The 20,671-nt window shown below is 72.7% G+C and carries 14 protein-coding genes; 12 read left to right on the top strand and 2 right to left on the bottom strand.

What is annotated here, in order from left to right; all coding sequences use genetic code 11:
* Positions 1–44: 44 nt before the first annotated feature.
* Positions 45–2,600, top strand: a complete 2,556-nt coding sequence (locus tag A4A78_RS14040) for an NAD-dependent DNA ligase LigA (RefSeq protein WP_062950341.1) — start codon at positions 45–47, stop codon at positions 2,598–2,600.
* 32 nt (positions 2,601–2,632) lie between these two features.
* Here the strand turns inward: A4A78_RS14040 and A4A78_RS14045 are convergent, their stop codons facing one another.
* The gene (locus A4A78_RS14045; protein WP_062950344.1) at positions 2,633–4,852 is read right to left on the bottom strand and encodes a RecQ family ATP-dependent DNA helicase; all 2,220 of its coding nucleotides are present in this window, start codon (positions 4,850–4,852) and stop codon (positions 2,633–2,635) included.
* Positions 4,853–5,017: 165 nt separating this feature from the next.
* Here A4A78_RS14045 and A4A78_RS14050 point away from each other — a divergent pair, with 165 nt between their 5' ends.
* Positions 5,018–5,590, top strand: coding sequence for a hypothetical protein (locus A4A78_RS14050; RefSeq protein ID WP_062950345.1), 573 nt, complete (start codon positions 5,018–5,020; stop codon positions 5,588–5,590).
* Complete coding sequence (locus A4A78_RS14055) at positions 5,587–6,486, top strand: hypothetical protein (protein WP_062950346.1); 900 nt, start codon at positions 5,587–5,589, stop codon at positions 6,484–6,486. The genes A4A78_RS14050 and A4A78_RS14055 overlap by 4 nt, the downstream gene beginning before the upstream one ends.
* Before the next feature lie 6 nt (positions 6,487–6,492).
* On the opposite strand, the gene A4A78_RS14060 is transcribed toward A4A78_RS14055, so the two are convergent.
* Entirely contained in the window at positions 6,493–6,741 is a 249-nt protein-coding gene (locus tag A4A78_RS14060) for a hypothetical protein (RefSeq protein WP_062950348.1), read from the bottom strand.
* Between the two features lie 100 nt (positions 6,742–6,841).
* Between A4A78_RS14060 and A4A78_RS14065 the strand changes: the two genes are divergently transcribed.
* The 9 genes from A4A78_RS14065 to ilvD all read left to right on the top strand — a co-directional run bounded on the left by A4A78_RS14065 (position 6,842) and on the right by ilvD (position 20,596).
* Complete coding sequence (locus tag A4A78_RS14065) at positions 6,842–7,645, top strand: N-acetyltransferase (protein WP_062950349.1); 804 nt, start codon at positions 6,842–6,844, stop codon at positions 7,643–7,645.
* An 88-nt stretch (positions 7,646–7,733) separates the two neighbouring features.
* Positions 7,734–8,030: an Asp-tRNA(Asn)/Glu-tRNA(Gln) amidotransferase subunit GatC gene (gene gatC, locus A4A78_RS14070; RefSeq protein ID WP_053916864.1), complete on the top strand. Its 297-nt coding sequence runs from the start codon at positions 7,734–7,736 to the stop codon at positions 8,028–8,030.
* An 8-nt stretch (positions 8,031–8,038) separates the two neighbouring features.
* Positions 8,039–9,565, top strand: coding sequence for an Asp-tRNA(Asn)/Glu-tRNA(Gln) amidotransferase subunit GatA (gene gatA, locus A4A78_RS14075; protein WP_062950350.1), 1,527 nt, complete (start codon positions 8,039–8,041; stop codon positions 9,563–9,565).
* Positions 9,562–11,073: an Asp-tRNA(Asn)/Glu-tRNA(Gln) amidotransferase subunit GatB gene (gene gatB, locus A4A78_RS14080; protein ID WP_062950352.1), complete on the top strand. Its 1,512-nt coding sequence runs from the start codon at positions 9,562–9,564 to the stop codon at positions 11,071–11,073. Before gatA ends, gatB begins: the two co-directional genes overlap by 4 nt.
* A 399-nt stretch (positions 11,074–11,472) precedes the next feature.
* Complete coding sequence (locus A4A78_RS14085; protein WP_062950353.1) at positions 11,473–13,173, top strand: sodium:alanine symporter family protein; 1,701 nt, start codon at positions 11,473–11,475, stop codon at positions 13,171–13,173.
* A 271-nt stretch (positions 13,174–13,444) separates the two neighbouring features.
* Positions 13,445–14,971: a pyridoxal-dependent decarboxylase gene (locus A4A78_RS14090; RefSeq protein WP_062950355.1), complete on the top strand. Its 1,527-nt coding sequence runs from the start codon at positions 13,445–13,447 to the stop codon at positions 14,969–14,971.
* The gene (locus tag A4A78_RS14095; protein ID WP_062950357.1) at positions 14,968–16,326 is read left to right on the top strand and encodes a lysine N(6)-hydroxylase/L-ornithine N(5)-oxygenase family protein; all 1,359 of its coding nucleotides are present in this window, start codon (positions 14,968–14,970) and stop codon (positions 16,324–16,326) included. Before A4A78_RS14090 ends, A4A78_RS14095 begins: the two co-directional genes overlap by 4 nt.
* Before the next feature lie 32 nt (positions 16,327–16,358).
* Positions 16,359–18,686: a GNAT family N-acetyltransferase gene (locus A4A78_RS14100; RefSeq protein WP_062950358.1), complete on the top strand. Its 2,328-nt coding sequence runs from the start codon at positions 16,359–16,361 to the stop codon at positions 18,684–18,686.
* A gap of 77 nt (positions 18,687–18,763) precedes the next feature.
* Positions 18,764–20,596, top strand: coding sequence for a dihydroxy-acid dehydratase (ilvD, locus tag A4A78_RS14105; protein WP_062950360.1), 1,833 nt, complete (start codon positions 18,764–18,766; stop codon positions 20,594–20,596).
* Positions 20,597–20,671 lie beyond the last annotated feature (75 nt).

The following is a 20,671-nucleotide window of genomic DNA, read 5'->3' on the forward strand; positions in this document are numbered from 1 at the left end:
TCTCTGCCTCGCCGCACGTCGGCCCCGTGCGCGACAATGTCCCCGTGACGACGAACGAGCCCGATCCCCGCCCCGCCGACGAGACCGCCGATGCGCAGCAGCGCATCGCCGAGCTCACCGCCCGCATCGAGCAGGCGCGGGTGGACTACTACGAGCACGACGCCCCGACCATGGCCGACGGCGAGTACGACGCGCTGGAGAAGGAGCTGCGGGCGCTGGAGGAGGAGAACCCGCAGCTGGCCTCCGAGGACTCGCCCACCCGCACCGTCGGCGGCGCAGCGGCTGGGGGCCTGCCCACGATCGTGCACGCCGAGCGGATGCAGTCGCTGGACAACGTCTTCTCCCTCGAGGAGCTGCGCGAGTGGTGCGAGCACGCCGCCGCGGAGCTCAGCGCCCCGGTGCGCTTCCTGAACGAGCTGAAGATCGACGGGCTCGCGATCAACCTCCGCTACGAGAACGGCGAGCTCGTCACTGCCGCGACCCGCGGCGACGGCCGCACCGGCGAGGACGTCACCGCCAACGCGCTGCGCATCGAGGGGATCCCGCAGACGCTCGAGGGGGAGGGGCATCCGCCGTTGGTGGAGGTGCGCGGGGAGGTGTTCATGCCCACCAAGGCCTTCGCGGCGCTGAACGACCTGCAGGTCGAGCTGCGCGAGCGCGCCGTGGCCGAGTCCCGCGCCCGCTGGGAGGCGCGCAGCACCACCGGCACCCGCGCCTTCGACGAGGACCGCGAGATGCTCGCCGCGACCCGCCGCTTCCCCACCTTCGCCAACCCTCGCAACACCGCCGCGGGCGGCCTGCGCCAGCAGCTGGAGAAGAAGGAGGGCCTCGAGCGCGAGGCCGGGGAGGCGCGCCTGTCCTCGCTGCGCCTGACCGTCCACGGCCTCGGCGCCTGGCCGGATCCGCCGGTCGGCTCCCAGTCCGAGATGTACGAGCTGCTGAAGTCCTGGGGCCTGCCCACCAGCGCTCACCTCGGCGTCGCCGACACGGTCGACGAGGTCGCCGCCTACGTCGAGCACCACGGGGAGCACCGCCACGACCTCGAGCACGAGATCGACGGCATCGTCGTCAAGGTGGACTCCTTCGCGCAGCAGCGGGCGCTGGGCTCCACCTCCCGCGCCCCGCGCTGGGCGACCGCGGTGAAGTTCCCGCCCGAGGAGGTCACCACCAAGCTGCTGGACATCCAGGTGAACGTGGGGCGCACCGGCCGAGTCACCCCGTTCGGGGTCATGGAGCCGGTCACGGTCGCGGGCTCCACCGTCGAACTGGCCACGTTGCACAACCAGTTCGAGGTGGAGCGCAAGGGCGTGCTGATCGGCGACACGATCGTGCTGCGCAAGGCCGGGGACGTGATCCCCGAGATCCTCGGCCCGGTCGAGTCGCTGCGCGACGGCACCGAGCGCCCCTTCGTCATGCCGACGGAGTGCCCCGCCTGCGGCACCGAGATCCGACCCGAGAAGGAGGGGGACAAGGACTGGCGCTGCCCGAACCGCCGCAACTGCCCCGCCCAGGTCACCGGCCGGGTCGAGCACGCCGCCTCCCGCGGCGCCTTCGACATCGAGTCGCTCGGCGAGGAGAGCGCGATCGCGCTGACCGACCCGGACAAGCGCCGCCCCGAGGCGCTCGCGGCGCTTGCCGAGGGCCACGCGGTCTACCTCCCGATCCGCGGCGTCTCCGACACGGAGCTCGACGCCTTCGCGGTCGTCAAGAACGGCGACGTGGTCCAGGGCACCGACGGGGTGCCGCTGCTGCGCATCACCTCGGTGGACGACCCGCTGCTGCCCGCCGTGCAGGAGCCCGTGATCGACACCGGCGCGGACCTCTTCGACCTCACCGCCGACGCGCTCGCCGACGTATTCGTGTGGCAGCCGGAGCGGCGTGACGGCGTGCCGACGGGGGACTGGCGCATCCAGCCCGCCTTCTGGACCCGCCCCCAGTTCCGCCACTACAAGCGCGAGAACGCCTGGAAGCAGGTCAAGGAGCCCGCGGCGCTGAAGACCACCGAGGAGCTGATCGCGGAGCTCGAGAAGGCGAAGGACCAGCCGCTGTGGCGGGTGCTGGTGGCGCTGTCGATCCGGCACGTCGGCCCGGCCGCCGCGCGCTCGCTCGCCACCGCCTACGGCACGATGGACGCGATCCGCGAGGCGAGCGTCGAGCAGCTCGCCGAGACCGACGGGGTCGGTCAGATCATCGCCGAGGCCGTGGTGGAGTGGTTCGAGACGGACTGGCACCGCGAGATCGTCGACGGCTGGGCCGCCTCCGGCGTGCGAATGGCCGACGAGGTCGAGGAGGGCTTCGTGAAGACCCTCGAGGGCCTCACCGTGGTGGTCACCGGAGGGCTCGACGGCTTCACCCGCGACGGCGCGAAGGAGGCGATCATCACTCGCGGCGGGAAGGCCTCCGGCTCGGTCTCGAAGAAGACCGACTTCGTGGTGGTCGGCGAGAACGCCGGCTCCAAGGAGACCAAGGCCCGCGACCTGGGCCTGCGCATCCTCGACGAGGCAGGCTTCGTGGCCCTCCTCGAGGGCGGCCCGGACGCCGTCGCCCTGCCGGAGGAGGCCGAGGGCGGGACCGCCGAGGACGGGCCCGCCGAGGGCTGATGCTCTCCGCCGTGGGGGAGTCCTGCCCTCCCTCACGCCTGCTGCGCGAGCGCCAGCGGCAGCACCGGCCCGGAGCCGGCGCGGCGCAGCAGCCGGGCGGCGACCGCCATCGTCCAGCGGGTGTCGATCACGTCGTCGACCAGCAGGATCGGCGCACCGTCCAGGGCGTCGAGCCGGGCCCGCAGCTCGGCACCCACGGCGAAGCGCTCCCAGAGGTCCGCGACGCGGAAGGCGCTGTTCCCGCCGCCGCGCAGCGGTGCAGCGTCGGGGGAGAGGTCGAGGGCGCCGAGGTCCTCGAGCCGTCCGATCGAGGCGATCCCCGCGGCGAGCGAACCGACGAGCTGCGGCCGCGTGGTCGAGGGGACGGCGACCACCGCGGCGGGGCGCTGGTCCCAGTCCCAGTCCTTCAGCACCTCGACGATCCTCCCGCCGATCCGTTCGGGCACGACTGCGTCGACGGGCCGGCCGTCCTCGTCGGTGCGCAGCAGCTCCCGCAGCGGCACTGCCCAGCCGAGGTCCGACATGCGCGCGATGACCCGGCCCTCCGCGGCGCGCTCGCCCTCGGGGATCCTGCCCTTCGGCGCCCCCGCGCCGAGCAGCCGGTCCAGGCCCGAGGGCCAGCTCGCCCGCGGCTCGACCGGCACGCCGACCCGCTCCAGCAGCGCCGCGACGCGCTCGTCGGCTCCGTCCTCGGCGCCGCCCTCGCCCGTGCTGGTGGCCGGCGCGTCCGGCGCCGGGTACCAGGGCCCCGCGCAGACGTCGCAGCGACCGCAGGGCACGGCGGTCGTGTCGTCGAGCTGACGGGCGAGGAACACCATCCGGCACTGCTCGGGCCCGCCGGAGAGCGCCTCGTACTCGAGCATCGCCTGCTGCTCCTCGCGGCGGGCGCGGGCGACGGTCTCGTAGCGCTCGGCGTCGTAGTGCCAGGGCGCGCCGGTGGAGACCCAGCCGCCCTTGACGTTCTGGACCGCGCCGTCGACGGCGAGCACCTTCAGCAGCAGCTCGAGGGCGCTGCGGCGCACGTCCACCCGCGCCTCGAGCGCCGGGGTGCTCAGCGGCGCCCCCGATTCCGCGAGCGCGGTGAGGACCTGTGAGGCGGACTCCTGGGTGGGCATCGAGGCGGTCGCGAAGTACTCCCAGATCGCTCGGTCCTCCTTCCCCGGCAGCAGCAGCACGTCCGCCCGGTCGGTCGCACGGCCCGCACGGCCCACCTGCTGGTAATAGGCGACGGGGGAGGAGGGCGCGCCGAGGTGGATCACGAAGCCGAGGTCCGGCTTGTCGAAGCCCATCCCCAGCGCGCTGGTCGCCGCGAGGGCCTTGACCTCGTTGTCCTTCAGCGCCTGCTCGAGCTCGGCCCGCTCCTCCGGATCGGTGCGGCCCGTGTAGGCGCGCACCCGCCTGCCGGGCCGGTCCAGCAGGGAGGCGAGATCCTCCGCGGCGGAGACGGTCAGGGCGTAGATGATCCCGGACCCCTCGAAGGCGTCCAGGTGCCGCACCAGGTAGTCCAGGCGCTGGCGGTCATCGGCGAGGCTCATCGATCCCAGCCGCAGCGACTCCCTGGTGAGCGAACCGCGCAGGGTCAGCACCTCCCCGTCGGCCCCGCCGGTGCCGAGCTGCTCGGCGACGTCGGCGACCACGCGCGAGTTCGCCGTCGCGGTGGTGGCGAGGACGGGCACCTCGGAGCCGAGCTCGGCGACGAGGTCTCGCAGCCGGCGGTAGTCGGGGCGGAAGTCGTGGCCCCAGTCGGAGATGCAGTGGGCCTCGTCGATCACCAGCAGTCCGCAGCGGTCCACCAGGCGCGGCAGCTGCTCCTCGCGGAAGCGGGGATTCACCAGGCGCTCGGGGGAGACCAGCAGCACGTCGATCTCGTCGGCCGCGAGACCCTCCTCGATGTCGCGCCACTCGGTGGGGTTCGCGGAGCTGATCGCCTCGGCCCGCACCCCGGCCCGTCGCGCGGCCGCGACCTGGTCGCGCATCAGCGCGATCAGCGGGGAGATGATCAGCGCCGGCCCCGCCCCGCGCCGCCGCTGCAGCAGCGCGGAGAGGAAGTACACCGCGGACTTCCCCCAGCCGGTGCGCTGGACGACCAGCACGCGGCGCCGCTCGGCGACCAGCGCCTGGATCGCCTCGAACTGACCGGGATGGAAGCGGGCGTCCTCCCGCCCGGTCAGCGCGCGCAGCGACTCGAGGGCCTCCTCGTGCAGCGCGGCGCTTTCGGTCGGGGCGGCGGGGGAGTGCGGCGTCGTGCTCATGGACCCAGTGTGGCAAGCCGGACCGACGCCCGACGACCCCGAGGCAGCGTCGTGGACACCCGCACGCTGGGGAGGAACGGTCCTGGGCGGGTGTCTGAGACAGCTCTCATGCACTTCTCATCTCCTGCGCTTCCCGTCTCATCCGGCGCCTCTAGTGTTCCGGCCATGACCTCCTCAGCGCTGCACCGTCGCTCCGCCGGAGCCTCCGTCCCCGACACCCCTGCCACCCGACTCCTCGCCGGCCTCCTCGCGGGAGCCCTGCTCACCGCCGTGGCCCTGCCCGCCCGCCACTTTGCCGCGGAGGGGGAGGTGCGCGACTCCTTCCCCTTCTCCCACTACCCGATGTTCTCCGCCCGGCGCTCCAACCACTACCGGGTCGCGCACCTGCTCGGCATCGACGCCGACGGCACCTCCCGGCCCCTGCACTACAGCTACCTCGGCACCGGCGGGCTGAACGCCGTGCGCCGCCAGGTCCGCAGGCGGGTGCGCGACGGCCACGGGCAGCACCTCGCCGAGCACGCCGCAGCGCTGCTCGCCGCCCGCGACCGCGCCGAGGACCGCGGGATCCTCGAGGTCCGCATGGTCCGCGGCCGCTACCACCTCGACTCCTACCTGCGCGGCAGCGACCGCGAGGACTTGACCCAGAAGATCGAGCTGGTCGGCGCGGCGCCCGTCCCGGGCCGTCGCAGCCGTGCGGCCGCCGCGGTGGAGACCGGACGTACGGAGGCCGGACGATGAGCCCCCTGCTGCGCCGACTCGCGGACACCGCCCGGCGTCACCTCGCCCCCGCCGCGCCCCCGACCGCCCCCGCCCTGCTGCGCCTCGCCGTCGGCGGCTACCACCTGTGGCACGTCGGCCGCCGCCGCTCGCTGTATCGAGGAGTGCACCGCACCGCGACCGAGAGCTTCGACCCCGTGGGCGCCGCGCGGGTGCTGAAGAAGCCGCTCCCGCCCCGCGTCGCCGACGCGCTGCTGGATGCCTCCCTGGTCACCGGGGCGCTGTTCACCGCCGGGATCGGGCACCGGGTCACCGGCCCGCTGCACTCGGCGCTGCAGACCTGGAACTTCAGCTACCGCAACTCGTGGTCGATGGTGTTCCACCACGAGAACAACCTGGTGCTGCACACGATGGTGCTCGGCGCCGCCCCCGCGGCCGACGCGCTCAGCGTCGACGCCCTGGTGCGCGATCGGACTGTGCTGCCCGAGCGGCGTTCGTGGATGTACGGGGCGACGCCCGCCGTGATGAACGGCGCCGTCACCCTGACCTACCTGTTGGCAGGTCTCGCGAAGCTCACCGGCTCCGACGGGATGCGGTGGGCGAGCGGTGCGTCGATGCGCAGCCAGGTCGCGGTGGACTCGCTGCGCAAGGAGATGCTCGGCGAAGGCTCGAACCCGCTGCTGCGCGTCCTCGGCCCGCACACCGGGCTGTTCGCGGTGATGGCGGCGGGATCGCTCGTGCTCGAGCTCGGCGCGCCGCTGGCCCTCGCGGACCGCCGTCTCGGATGGCTGTTCGCCGCCGGCGCCTTCGCGATGCACTGGGGGATCAAGGCGATCATGCGGATCACCTTCCCGTACAACCTCTCGGGCGTGCTCTACCTGCCGCTGCTGCTCATGCCGCCGCCGGAGCGGCGCTGAGCGGTCTCAGGACTCGGAGTCCCCGGAGGACTCAGCGGATTCCGCGGACTCGGCCGACGGCGCGCCCTCGCGCTCCAGCCGGCGCAGACGCTCCGAGGTGGACTCGGAGTCGCTCAGCGGGTTCTCCTTCGTGGCCAGCGCCCGACGCATCCGGGCCTCGAGCTCCTGCGCCTCGCGGATCCTGGGATCGTCGGAGAGCTCCTCGCCGTCCTCGGGATCATGGGCGAGATAGTCGATGTGCGGGTCGACGGGCATGGCGGGTCCCTTCGGTGCGATGCGGCGGAGACGGAAGTCTAACCCTCCGCCGGTCGCTGCGGACCGGCCGCCGTCCCGTCCCCGCCGTACACTCGCCGACATGCCGAAGCGGTCCCGCCCCACCTCGTCCCCGGCCCTCGCCGGCACTGCCCTCCTCGAGGCGCTGCTCGGCGGCTGGCGAGCCCTGTCACGCCTGGAGGTGGACGGCTTCGCGCTCCAGCGCTCCCGCGGCGTGACCCATCGTGCGAACAGCGTCGTCCCGATCGACCCGCCGACGGACACCGCGGCGCTCGATGCCGCACTGACGAGGATCGAGAGCCTCCTCGGCGCGGCGGGGGAGACGCCCACCTTCCGTCTGTTCACCGCCGACGGCCTCGACCACGAGCCCGTCCGTGCGGCCCTGACGCGGCGCGGCTACGAGCAGGACGCCCCGGTCCACGTCCTGCAGCGCGCTCTCTCCGACCACCGCACCGCCCCCGACTCCCGCGTCGCGATCACCGTCGGCGCACCGCCCGAGGACTGGCTCGAGGCCTCCTGGCGACTCGCCCCGCGCCCCGAGGAGGGCGCCCGCGAGACGCTGCGCGATCTCATGGCCGGCACCCCCGCGATCTACCTCGCCCTCACCGACCCGGAATCCCGCGAGATCGACGCCGTCGGCCGCGCCGCCCTCGTCCCGCATCGCCGCCGCACGATCGCCGTGCTCGACCAGATCGCCGTGGACCCGGGCCGCCGACGGGAGGGGCTCGGCCGAGCCGTCGTGCGCTCCCTGCTCTCCCTCGCCGCCGTCCAGGGCGCGGACCTCGCCCTGCTCGAGGTCGAGACCGGGAACACCGCCGCCCGCGCCCTGTACCGCGGCGAAGGCTTCACTCCCTCCGGCGAATACCGCTACCTCACCCGGCCCTGAGCCGGCCGCCGCCGCGCCGCACCCCCGCGTGAGCGGCGCCCCGGCGCGGCCGTCGAACCGGAGCGCGCGCCCGTCCTAGACTGTCCCCATGCCTTCGATCGGACGAGATGACGTCGCACGCCTCGCCGACCTCGCACGGATCCAGCTCACCGAGGAGGAGATCACCCGCTTCGCCGGTGAGTTCGACTCCATCATGGACGCTGTCGCCTCCGTCTCCGAGGTCGCCTCCGAGGACGTCCCCGCGACCTCCCACCCCATTGCCATGACGAACGTCTTCCGCGAGGACGTCGTGACCGAGACCCTCACGCAGGAGGAGGCGCTGGCCGGCGCCCCCGACGCGCAGGACGGCCGCTTCGCCGTCCCGCAGATCCTGGGCGAGGAGTGAGAGAGAGCATGACCGACTCCACCAGCACCCCCGACATGATCCGCCGCAGCGCCGCCGCCCAGGCCGCCGCGCTGCAGGCCGGCGAGACCTCCTCCGAGGAGCTCACCCGCGCCCACCTCCACCGCATCGCGGCCGTCGACGGCGACCTGAACGCCTTCCTCCACGTCAACGAGGAGGAGGCCCTCGCGACCGCACGCGACGTCGACTCCCGCCGCGAGGCCGGCGAGGAGCTGCACCCCCTCGCGGGCGTGCCGATCGCCGTCAAGGACGTCCTGGTCACCAAGGGCCAGCCCACCACCGCCGGCTCCAAGATCCTCGAGGGCTGGGTCCCGCCCTACGACGCGACCCTCGTCGAGAAGCTCCGCGCCGCGGGCCTGCCGATCCTCGGCAAGACCAATATGGACGAGTTCGCGATGGGCTCCTCCACCGAGACCAGCGCCTACGGCCCCACCCGCAACCCCTGGGACCGCGACCGGATCCCCGGGGGCTCCGGCGGCGGCTCCGCCGCGGCCGTCGGCGCCTTCGAGGCCCCGCTCGCGATCGGCACCGACACCGGCGGCTCGATCCGCCAGCCCGGCGCCGTCACCGGCACCGTGGGCGTCAAGCCCACCTACGGCTCCGTCTCCCGCTACGGCCTGATCGCCATGGCCAGCTCCCTGGACCAGGCCGGGCCCGTCACCCGCACCGTCGAGGACTCCGCGCTGCTGCACGAGCTGATCGCCGGGCACGACCTGCGCGACTCCACCTCGCTGCCGGACCCCGTCGGCGCCTACGCCGAGGCGGCCCGGAAGCGCGATGTGAAGGGCCTGCGCATCGGCGTGATCGAGGAGCTCGAGGGCGAGGGCTTCGCGCCCGAGGTCCGCGCCCGCTTCACCGAGTCCCTCGACCAGCTTGAGCGCGCAGGCGCCGAGATCGTCCGGGTCTCCTGCCCGAACTTCGAGTACGCGCTCGGCGCCTACTACCTGATCATGCCCTCGGAGGCCTCCTCGAACCTCGCCAAGTTCGACGGCATGCGCTTCGGCCTGCGGGTGATCCCCGAGGACCACCCCACTGCGGAGAACGTCATGAAGGCCACCCGAGGCGCCGGCTTCGGCGACGAGGTCAAGCGCCGCATCCTGCTGGGCACCTACGCCCTCTCGGCCGGCTACTACGACGCCTACTACGGCAGCGCCCAGAAGGTCCGCACCCTCGTCCAGCGCGACTTCGCCGCCGCCTTCGAGCAGGTCGACGTGCTCGCCTCGCCGACCGCGCCCACCGTCGCCTTCCGCCTCGGCGAGAAGATCGACGACCCCACCGCGATGTACATGAACGACATCGCCACCATCCCCGCCAACCTCGCCGGCACCCCGGGCATCTCCCTGCCCTCGGGTCTCGCCGAGGACGGCCTGCCCGCCGGCATCCAGTTCCTCGCCCCGGCCCGCGCCGACGAGCGCCTGTACCAGGTGGGCGGCGCCCTCGAGGCGCTGCTCGAGGACTCCTGGGGCGGACCGCTGCTGGCCAAGGCTCCCGAGCTCGCAGGAGGCGCAGCCCGATGACCACCACCGACATCACCCCCGTCGACTTCGACGAGGCGATCGACCGCTACGACCCGGTCCTCGGCATCGAGGTCCACGTCGAGCTGGGCACCGCGACCAAGATGTTCGACGGCGCGCCGAACATCTTCGCCGCCGAGCCGAACACCGCGATCACCCCCACCTCGCTGGGCCTGCCAGGCTCGCTGCCGGTCGTGAACGCGAAGGCCGTCGAGTACGCGATCCGGATCGGCCTGGCGCTGAACTGCTCCATCGCCGAGACCTGCCGCTTCGCGCGCAAGCAGTACTTCTACCCGGACCTCACCAAGAACTTCCAGACCTCCCAGTACGACGAGCCCATCGCCTTCGACGGCTGGGTCGACGTCGAGCTCGAGGACGGCGAGATCGTGCGCGTCGAGATCGAGCGCGCCCACATGGAGGAGGACGCGGGCAAGAACACCCACGTCGGCGGCGCGACCGGCCGCATCCACGGCGCCACCCACTCCCAGGTGGACTACAACCGCGCCGGCGTGCCGCTGGTCGAGATCGTCACCAAGCCGATCCCGGACACCAAGGGCCGCGCCCCCGAGGTTGCCGCCGCGTACGTCCGCACCCTGCGCGACATCTTCCGGGCCCTGGACGTCTCCGAGGCGCGGATGGAGCGCGGCAACGTCCGCGCCGACGTCAACGTCTCCCTGCGCAAGGATCCGAGCGCCCCGCTCGGCACCCGCACCGAGACCAAGAACGTCAACTCCTTCCGCTCCATCGAGCGCACCGTGCGCTTCGAGATCTCCCGTCAGGCCGGGCTGCTCGACGCCGGCGAGTCGATCGTCCAGGAGACCCGCCACTTCCACGAGGACACCGGCGGCACCTCCTCGGGCCGCCCGAAGTCCGACGCGGAGGACTACCGCTACTTCCCCGAGCCGGACCTGGTGCCCGTCGCGCCGAGCCGCGAGTGGGTCGAGGAGATCCGCGCCGCGCTGCCCGAGCTGCCCGCCGCCCGCCGGCGCCGCCTGCTGGGGGAGTGGGGCTTCACCGACCTCGAGATGCGCGACGTCATCAACGCCGGTGCCCTGGACCTCATCGAGCAGACCGTCACCGCCGGCGCCTCCGCCCAGTCCGCCCGCAAGTGGTGGATGGGCGAGCTCGCCCGTGTGGCGAAGGACCGCGACGTCGAGATCGAGGCGCTCACGATCACCCCGGCGCAGGTCGCCGAGCTGCAGGGCCTGGTCGACGCGAAGAAGATCAACGACAAGATCGCCAAGCAGGTGCTGGTGAAGGTCCTCGACGGCAACGGCGACCCCGCCGCGATCGTCGAGTCCGAGGGCCTGGCCGTCGTCTCCGACGACTCCGTGCTCACCACCGCCGTGGACCAGGCGATCGCCGAGAACCCCGACGTGGTCGCGAAGATCCAGGGCGGCAAGGTCCAGGCGATCGGCGCCCTGATCGGCCCGATCATGAAGGCCACCCGCGGCCAGGCCGACGCCGGCCGCGTCCGCGAGATCATCATGGAGAAGCTCGGCGTGAGCTGAGCCCTCGCCGCACAGCGCACGAAGGACGGGCCGCCCCGCACAGGGGCGGCCCGTCCTCTCTGCGTCTGGCCCGAGGGCGTCCGCGCGGACGCGGACCGCCGCCGCGCTGCAGAGCTTCGCCCCGCCGCGCTGATGTGAGTGTCTCCACGGGGTGGGTCAAGAAAGGGTAAACAATCTGCGGGCCGGATTGTCGGACAAGCGCGCCGAGGTGACGGGCGAAAGCCCATGTCATGCACAGGTTCCGCTCAGTCGGAGGTGCGCGGCGTGCGGCGGAGCGCGCAGGTTACCCCTGGGTACAGTCATTCGTCGTCCGCTGTGCCGCCTCCCTCCTCGGTGACCGGCGCCCTGCGGGCCCCGAGTACCCGACCCGGCGGATCCCCGCCGAAGGAGAGCCCCCAGATGCCTGGAATAGACGCGGCCGTCGAGACGATCTTCGGCCCCATCGCCGCCTTCCTCAGCGCCGTCGTGTTCTACGAGGCGCCGATCTTCGGCGGCGTCCCGATCATCGTCGTGTGGCTGATGGCGGCCGCGATCTTCCTGACCGTCTGGCTGCGCTTCCAGCCGATCACCGGGCTCAAGCACTCGATCCAGGTGATCCGCGGGCGGTACACCGCCAAGACCGACCCCGGCGAGGTCTCCAGCTTCCAGGCCCTCGCCACCGAGCTCTCCGGCACCGTCGGCCTCGGCAACATCGCCGGCGTCGCGGTCGCGATCGCGGCCGGCGGCCCCGGCGCGGCGCTCTGGATCGCGATCTTCGGCTTCTTCGCGATGAGCGTGAAGATGGCCGAGGCGACCCTCGGCGTCATGTACCGCAAGGTCAACGCCGACGGCACCACCGAGGGCGGCCCCATGTACTACCTGCGCGACGGCCTCGCGCAGATCGGCCGCAGGCGTCTCGGCCGAGTGCTCTCGGTGCTGTACGCGATCTTCACCCTCGTCGGCGTGTTCGGCGCGGGCAACCTCTTCCAGTCCAACCAGGTCGCCGCGATCGTCGCCTCCTCGACCGGCAGCGAGTTCCTCTCGGGCAACCAGTGGCTGATCGGCGCGGTCATGGCCGTGCTCACCGCGATCGTGATCCTCGGCGGCGTCACGAAGATCGCCCGCTGGACCTCCGCGATCACCCCCGCGATGGCCGTGCTCTACGTGCTGTGCACGCTCGCGATCATCCTGGTGAACATCGAGGCGCTGCCCACCGCGGTCGCCACGATCTTCACCAGCGCCTTCACGGCCGACGGTGTCACCGGCGGCATCATCGGCGTGGCCGTCATCGGCATCCAGCGCGCGCTGTTCTCCAACGCCGCGGGCGTCGGCTCCGCGGCAATGGCGCACAGCGCCTCGAAGACGAAGGAGCCCGCTACCGAGGGCTTCACCGCCCTGTGGGAGCCGCTGGTCGACTCGATCGGCGTGTGCATGCTGACCGCGATCGCCGTCGTCATCACGGGCGTCTACCAGGGCGGGGGAGAGGACGGCGTCGCGCTGACCGCGGCCGCCTTCGGCACCGTCGCGGGCTGGTTCCCCTACCTCCTCACCGTCGCCGTGGCCCTGTTCGGCTTCTCGACCGTACTGGCCTACGCCTACTACGGCGAGCTCAGCGCCAAGTTCCTCTTCGGCAGCTCCGCGCCTGTTCAGAACGTCTTCCGCATCGCCTGGGTGCTCGCCGTGGTCGTCGGCGCCGCGATCTCGCTGGACTCCGTCATCGCCTTCTCCGACGCGATGTTCTTCTTGATGTCGGTCCCGAACCTGCTGGGCATCTACTTCCTCGCCCGCGTGCTGCGCCTGGAGATCCTGCGCCACCGCTACCGCGTGAGCGTCGGCGCCCTCTCCGAGGTCGAGCCGGACCTCCAGGTGGGCATGGGCTCCCATGAGCCCACCGAGGAGCAGGTCGCCGCCGAGGAGCACCGCACCCTGACCGAGGAGCTGCGCCTGGCGGACCTCCACCGCCAGCTCGCCGCGGACCCCGACTTCCCCGTCCGCGCCGACCACCACGACGAGGACCTCGCCTCGCCGATGGGGGAGACGGACTACGACGACTGGGCCCAGGATCCCGAGCACGGGGGCGACGCCGACCCGCAGGCGGAGCGCAGCTCTGCCGGGGTCTGACCCCGCTTCCGTCCTGCAAGACAGGGGCCGTTCCGGACGCACCGGGGCGGCCCCTCGTCATGAGCACGGCTGACGGACATCCGCCCATCACTGGACGCATCGGATAAGCACCTCCACGAGCCCGTGTCCACGGCTTTTGCCCGATCCGGCGCCGTCGTGGCGCTTCTCATCCGGGCGGCTCCAGGGTTTGCGAAACGACACGTTTGCGTATTTAGGGTAGGCAACCCTTACTGCGCGGGTCCGGATGGCCCGCGCCCCAGGAGGTCCTCCCATGGCATCACTCGCCACCCGCCCCGCCCCGGCCCCCGACGGGACCACCGTGGCGACGACCGGGCTGCTCACCGCCCGCACCGCCGACGCCTACCAGGACCTGCTCGGCCAGGTCACCCGCGACGTCGCCGAGCGGCTCCGCACGGTGCGCGCCCCCTCCGTCGGCCCCGACCGCCGCCGGCTCGAGCAGCTCGTGGAGGGCGTCGACCTCGACGGCCCCGGCGTGGGGGACGCCGCCGCCCTGACCGAGGCCGACTCCCTCTATGCGGGCAACGCCGTCTGGTTCCACCACCCCTCCTATCTCGCGCACCTCAACTGCCCCGTCGTGCTGCCCGCCGTCGCCGCCGAGGCGATGCTCGCCGCGATCAACACCTCCGTGGACACCTTTGACCAGTCCCTGGTCGCGACCCTGATGGAGCAGCGCCTGGTGCGCTGGACCGCCGAGCGGATCGGCTTCACCGCCGGCGACGGCGTGTTCACCTCCGGCGGCACCCAGTCCAACCTCCAGGCCCTCTTCCTCGCCCGCTCCCGCGCCGAGCGCGCCGCGGACGAGGACCGCGCCGCCCTGCTGCCCCGTCTGCGGGTCCTCGCCACCGATGCCGCCCACTTCTCCGTCGCCCGCTCCGCGCGCCTGCTCGGGCTGCGCGAGGACGCCGTCGTCGCCGTCCCCGCCGACGCCGCGGGACGCATGGACGCAGCCGCGCTGCGCGAGTCGCTCGCCGCCCTCGAGGCGGCGAGCGAGCTGCCCATGGCGATCGTCGCGACCGCCGGCACCACCGACCGCGGCCTCATCGACTCGCTGCCCGAGATCGCCCAGGCCGCCCGTGCCCACGGCGCCTGGCTCCACATCGATGCCGCCTACGGCGGAGGCCTGCTCCTCTCCCGCACCCGCCGCCACCTCCTGGACGGCATCGAGCACGCCGACTCCGTCACCGTCGACTACCACAAGACCTGCTTCCAGCCCGTCTCCTCGAGCGCCCTGATCGTGCGGGAGAGCGCGGACCTCGCTGCGACCGCGCACCACGCCGACTACCTCAACCCCGCCGCCGAGGCGGCCTCCGAGGACGCCGAGCTCAACCAGGTGGACAAGTCCCTCCAGACCACGCGGCGCTTCGACGCGCTGAAGCTGTGGACCACGCTCCGCTCCCTAGGGCCGGACGCGATCGGGGACATGGTCGACGCCTGCTGCGACCTCGCCGCCGAGGTGCGCGAGCTGCTCGCAGAGGACCCCGACCTGCACGTGCTCGGCACCACCGACCTCTCCACCGTCATCTTCCGCTTCCGCCCCGCAGGGCTCGACGACGCCCGCACCGACGCGCTGCAGCCCCTGATCCGTCGGATCCTGTTCCATTCCGGCCGCGCCATGGTCGCCCGCACCACCATCGACGGCACCCCCTGGCTGAAGCTCACCCTCCTGAACCCCGAGACCACGCTGCTGGATGTCGCCGCAGTGCTCGACCTCGTCCGTGCGACCGGCCGCGGCCTGCTCGCCGGCAGGCGCCTCGCCGCCGCGGAGGAGACCCGATGAGCATCCCCGCCCCGCAGCACGTCCACGACCTCGTCGGCATCGGCCTAGGCCCCTTCGGCCTGGGCCTCGCCGCGCTCGCCGACCCGCTCGACGACCTCGACGCCGTCTTCGTTGACCAGGCGGGCGGCTTCTCCTGGCATCCCGGCATGATGCTCGAGGGCACCACCCTGCAGGTCCCCTTCCTCGCCGACCTGGTGACCATGGCGGACCCGACCTCTCCCTACTCGTTCCTCGCCTTCCTCAAGGCCACCGGGCGTCTGTACTCCTTCTACATCCGCGAGTCCTTCGCGCCGCTGCGCAGCGAGTACGACGCCTACTGCCGCTGGGTCGCGGAACGGCTGGAGAGCCTGCGCTGGCGCCGTCGCGCCCTCGCGATCGAGGAGGAGGGCGACCACCTGCTGGTCACCCTCGCCGTGCTCGACGCCCAGGGCGCCACCACGCGCTTCGAGCAACTGCGCACCCGGCACGTCGCGCTCTGCCTCGGCACCGCCCCGCACCTCCCGCCGGCGCTCGCCGCCCTCGCGGGGGCAGACGAAGACGGGGCCGACGGGGCCGACGGCGCCGATGCGTCCGCGCCCGTGCTCCACAGCGCCGACTACCTCGAGCGGAAGCAGGAGCTGCTCGAGGCGGGCTCCGTCACCGTCGTCGGCAGCGGACAGTCCGCCGCCGAGGTCTACCGCGACCTGCTCACCGCTGCCGCCCCGCGCGGCACCAGGGTGGACTGGGTGACCCGCTCGGAGCGGTTCTTCCCGATGGAGTACACCAAGCTCACCCTCGAGATGACCTCCCCGGAGTACACCGACCTGCACCGCGCGCTGCCCGAGGACGTCCGCGACCGTCTCTCCCGCACCCAGCGCGCCCTGCACAAGGGAATCAGCGCGGACCTGATCGACGAGATCCACGAGCTGCTCTACGGCCTCACCGCCGGCGGGCGCGAGCTCCCCTCGCGCCTGCTCACCGCCACCGCCGTCACCGGCGCCCGCACGGACGGCGACGAGATCGTCCTGGACCTCGCCCACTCCCTCACGGGGGAGACGGCCGAGCACCGCACCGGCGCCGTGGTCGCCGCGACCGGCTACCGCCCCCGCGACGCCGACCTCCTCGCCCCGCTCGGCGACCGGGTCCGACGGGACGCATCGGGCCGCCTCGACGTCGCCCGCGACTACACGGTCGACGAGCCGGGCCGTCTCCACGTGCTCGGCACCGAGGAGCACACCCACGGCGTGACCGCCCCGGACCTCGGCTTCGGCGCCTGGCGCGCCTCCGTGGTGCTCGCCGCCGTGCTGGGCCGCGAGCCCTACCCGATCGAGCGAGCGATCGCCTTCCAGACCTTCGGCCTGCCGGCCGCGCACTGACCGCCGGCCGCGCACCGACCAGGAGAACCACGATGGACCTGACCTTCACCCCGTTGGACCCCGACGCCCACGCCGAGCTGCTGCACGGCTGGCTCACCACCGACCGCGCCCGCTTCTGGGGCATGACCGCCCACAGCCCCGCCCAGGTGCGCGACTATCTCGACCGCGTCGAGGCCTCCGAGCACGAGCAGGGCTGGATCGGCGCCCGCGCCGGGACCCCGCTCGTCTACGTCGAGACCTACGACCCCGCTCGCCTCCTCCCGGCCGGGCTGCTCGCCCCTGAGCCCGGCGACCTCGGCATGCACATGCTGATCGCCCCGCCCGCCGGGGAGCCTGAGCACGGGCTCACCGCCGCGGTGATGGGGGAGGTGGTCTCCTGGTGCCTGCACGAGCGAGGCGCCGCCCGAGTGGTCGTCGAGCCCGACGCGCGCAACCGCGCCGTGCTCGCCAAGAACGCCGCCGCCGGCTTCCGAGTGCTCCGCCACGTGGAGATCCCCGACGGGGAGGGCACCAAGCGCGCCGCGCTGAGCGTCTGCACCCGCGCCGACTTCGCCGCCTCGCCCCTCGGCCCCGGCGTCACGCCCACCGCCCATCTCCGCCCCGACATCGCCGAGCAGGCCCACCGCCACCTGATCGCCAAGGCGCTCGCCGAGCTCTCCCACGAGCGCGTCCTCGCCCCCGAGCCGCGCGGCGAGGGGGCCTGGGAGCTCGCCGTCCCCGGCGCCGATATCCGCTACCGCTTCACCGCCCGGGTGCTGCCGCTCGAGCACTGGCTCGTCGACCCCGCCTCGATCACCCGCGTCGAGGACGGCACGCCCACCCCGCTGGACGTGCAGGTCCTCGTGGCCAAGCTGCAGGACCTCCTCGGCATCCCGGACGATCTCCTCGCCACCTATCTCGAGGAGCTCGCCTCCACCCTCGCCGCCCGCTGCGCGACCCTCGACGCGGCGAGCCGCGGCGAGCGGCCGTCGACCGAGGACCTCATGGACGCGGACCTCCCGCGGGTCGAGGCGGCGATGACCGAGGGGCATCCCGGCTTCCTCGCCAATAACGGCCGCATCGGCTTCTCCCTGCCCGACTACCGCGCCTACGCGCCCGAGCAGGGCCGCACCACCCACCTGGAATGGGTCGCGGTGCGGCGCGAGCACGGCCACCTCGCCCTCGGCGAGGGCCTCACCGAGGAGGACCACGCCGCCTGGTCGCTGTCGGCGGAGGAGCGCGCGGCCTTCGCCGCACGACTCACGGACCGCGGCCTCGACCCCGCCGGGTACCTGCTGATGCCGCTGCACCCCTGGCAGGCGGCGCACCGCCTGCCGATCACCTTCGCACCCGACATCGCCCGCGGAGACCTCGTCCCCCTCGGCGCCGGCGGCGACGAGATGCAGCCCCAGCAGTCCCTGCGCACCTTCTTCAACCGCACCCGCGAGGGCGCCCCCTACGTCAAGGTCGCCCTCGCCATCCAGAACATGGGCTTCCTGCGCGGCCTGTCCCCGCACTACATGCGCGACACCCCCGCCATCAACGACTGGCTCGCCGCACTCGTCGCCGGCGATGCGGAGTTCTCGGACCAGGGCTTCCGCGTGCTGCGCGAGCGCGCCGCGATCGGGTACACGGGCGACGCCTACCACCGCACCCGCACCACGAACCCCCACCGCAAGATGCTCGCCGCGCTCTGGCGCGAGAACCCGGTCGCGCAGCTCGCACCGGGGGAGCGGGCCTTCACCATGGCGGCGCTGCTGCACCGCGACCACGAGGGCCGCTCCGTCGCCGCGGCGATGCAGCGCGCCTCCGGCCTGCCGCCCGAGCAGTGGCTCGCCGGATACCTGCGCGCCTACCTCCGCCCGCTGGTCCACCTGTTGCTCGCCCACGACGTGGTGGTCATGCCCCACGGAGAGAACCTCATCCTGCGCGTGCGGGAGCAGCAGGTGATCGGCGCGTTCTACAAGGACATCGGCGAGGAGATGGCCGTGGTGGGCCACCGTCCGCTGCCGGAGGGCATGGAGCGGGTGCGGGCCGTGGTGCCGGGGGAGGAGAAGGCGCTGTCGATCTTCACCGACGTCTTCGACGGGGTGCTGCGCCACCTCGCCGGGATCCTCGACGCCGACGGGATCCTCCCCTCCGACCGGTTCTGGGGCAAGGTCGCGAGCGTTCTCGACGAGTACGAGGCCGATCACCCCGGCCTCGCCCGCGGACTCGCCGGCGACGTGGACCTCCGCGCCGGCTCCTTCGCCCACTCCTGCCTGAACCGTCTCCAGCTGCGCAACACCCTGCAGATGGTGGATCTCGGCGACCAGGCCTCCTCGCTGCTGTACGCCGGGAGGATGGGCAACCCCGTCGCAAGGGTGGGGGCGATCGTCTGAGCGGTGACCAGTGTGATCCCCGTCCGCCGTCCGGATGGTGACACCGCCATCTCGCATGGCGGCGTAGCATGACGGGCATGGCTCAGCTCCGTTCCCGCACCTCGACCCACGGCCGCAACATGGCAGGCGCCCGCGCCCTCTGGCGCGCCACCGGCATGAAGAGCGGCGACTTCGGCAAGCCGATCATCGCGATCGCGAACTCGTACACGCAGTTCGTCCCCGGCCACGTCCACCTCAAGAACATGGGTGACCTGGTCGCGAGCGCGGTCGAGGAGGCCGGCGGCGTCTCCAAGGAGTTCAACACCATCGCCGTCGACGACGGCATCGCCATGGGCCACGGCGGCATGCTCTACTCGCTGCCCAGCCGCGACCTCATCGCCGACTCGATCGAGTACATGGTCAACGCCCACACCGCCGACGCGCTGGTGTGCATCTCGAACTGCGACAAGATCACCCCCGGCCACCTGATGGCCGCGATGCGCCTGAACATCCCGGTCATCTTCGTCTCCGGCGGCCCCTCCGAGTCCGGCAAGCCCGTCGAGGGCGTCACCGAGAACCGGATCGACCTGGTCGATGCGATGTCGCTGTCCGCGAACGACTCGATCACCGACGCGCAGCTCGCCGAGGTGGAGGAGAACGCCTGCCCCACCTGCGGCTCCTGCTCGGGTATGTTCACCGCGAACTCGATGAACTGCCTCACCGAGGTGCTCGGCCTGTCCCTGCCCGGCAACGGCACCACCCTCGCGACCCACGCCTTCCGCAAGGAGCTCTTCCTCGAGGCGGGGCGGAAGATCGTCGAGCTCGCCACGCGCTACTACGAGGAGGACGACGAGTCGGTCCTGCCCCGGTCGATCGCGACCAAGGCCGCGTTCTCCAACGCGATGGCCATGGACGTGGCGATGGGCGGCTCGACCAACACGATCCTGCACATCCTCGCCGTCGCGATCGAGGCCGGCGTCGACTTCGGCCTCGACGACATCGACCGCATCTCCCGCTCCGTGCCGACGCTGTCGAAGGTCGCCCCCAACGGCACCGCCCACGTCGAGGACGTCCACCGCGCCGGCGGCATCCCCGCGATCCTCGGCGAGCTGGACCGGGCCGGGCTGCTGGACCACACCGTCCACACCGTCCACTCCCCGGACCTCACCAGCTGGCTGGCCGAGTGGGACGTGCGCGGTGGCAAGGCCTCGAAGAAGGCCGAGGCCCTCTTCCACGCCGCCCCCGGCGGAGTGCGCACCACCCAGGCCTTCTCCACCACGAACACGTGGGACGAGCTCGACCTCGACGGCGAGAACGGCGTGGTCCGCGCCGTCCCCCACGCCCACACCAAGGACGGCGGCCTCGCCGTGCTCAAGGGCAACCTCGCCCGCGACGGCGCCGTGTTCAAGACCGCCGGCGTCACCGAGGACCTCTTCCACTTCGAGGGCACCGCGGTGGTCTGCGACTCCCAGGAGGAGGCGGTCCAGAAGATCCTGGACAAGACCGTGAAGGCCGGCGACGTGGTGGTCATCCGCTACGAGGGCCCCAAGGGCGGCCCCGGCATGCAGGAGATGCTCTACCCGACCTCCTTCCTCAAGGGACGGGGCCTCGGGAAGACCTGCGCGCTGATCACCGACGGCCGCTTCTCCGGCGGCACCAGCGGCGTCTCCATCGGCCACATCTCCCCGGAGGCGGCCGAGGGCGGGCTGATCGGCCTCATCGAGGACGGCGACAGGATCATCATCGACGTCGACAAGCGCCTGCTCGAGCTCGACGTGCCCGAGGACGAGCTGGCCCGCCGCCGCGAGGACAAGGGCGCCCTGCCCTGGCGGCCGGAGAACCGCGACCGGAAGGTCTCCCAGGCCCTGAAGGTCTACGCGCACCTCGCCCGCTCGGCGACCTACGGCGCGACCCGCCGCCCGCTCGACTGAGAGCAGCACCCGCACCCGACGAGAACGGCCGTCGACCCCTTCCGGGGCCGACGGCCGTTCCACGTGCCGGGACGG

Source organism: Brachybacterium sp. sponge, from assembly GCF_001613775.1.
Lineage (GTDB): Bacteria > Actinomycetota > Actinomycetes > Actinomycetales > Dermabacteraceae > Brachybacterium > Brachybacterium conglomeratum.

Bases quoted from the DNA above. Each gene is read 5' to 3' on its own strand.
- A4A78_RS14045 (WP_062950344.1), bottom strand. From the start codon at position 4,852: ATGAGCACGACGCCGCACTCCCCCGCCGCCCCGACCGAAAGCGCCGCG.
- A4A78_RS14050 (WP_062950345.1), top strand. From the start codon at position 5,018: ATGACCTCCTCAGCGCTGCACCGTCGCTCCGCCGGAGCCTCCGTCCCC.
- A4A78_RS14055 (WP_062950346.1), top strand. From the start codon at position 5,587: ATGAGCCCCCTGCTGCGCCGACTCGCGGACACCGCCCGGCGTCACCTC.
- A4A78_RS14060 (WP_062950348.1), bottom strand. From the start codon at position 6,741: ATGCCCGTCGACCCGCACATCGACTATCTCGCCCATGATCCCGAGGAC.
- A4A78_RS14065 (WP_062950349.1), top strand. From the start codon at position 6,842: ATGCCGAAGCGGTCCCGCCCCACCTCGTCCCCGGCCCTCGCCGGCACT.
- gatC (WP_053916864.1), top strand. From the start codon at position 7,734: ATGCCTTCGATCGGACGAGATGACGTCGCACGCCTCGCCGACCTCGCA.
- gatA (WP_062950350.1), top strand. From the start codon at position 8,039: ATGACCGACTCCACCAGCACCCCCGACATGATCCGCCGCAGCGCCGCC.
- gatB (WP_062950352.1), top strand. From the start codon at position 9,562: ATGACCACCACCGACATCACCCCCGTCGACTTCGACGAGGCGATCGAC.
- A4A78_RS14085 (WP_062950353.1), top strand. From the start codon at position 11,473: ATGCCTGGAATAGACGCGGCCGTCGAGACGATCTTCGGCCCCATCGCC.
- A4A78_RS14090 (WP_062950355.1), top strand. From the start codon at position 13,445: ATGGCATCACTCGCCACCCGCCCCGCCCCGGCCCCCGACGGGACCACC.
- A4A78_RS14095 (WP_062950357.1), top strand. From the start codon at position 14,968: ATGAGCATCCCCGCCCCGCAGCACGTCCACGACCTCGTCGGCATCGGC.
- A4A78_RS14100 (WP_062950358.1), top strand. From the start codon at position 16,359: ATGGACCTGACCTTCACCCCGTTGGACCCCGACGCCCACGCCGAGCTG.
- ilvD (WP_062950360.1), top strand. From the start codon at position 18,764: ATGGCTCAGCTCCGTTCCCGCACCTCGACCCACGGCCGCAACATGGCA.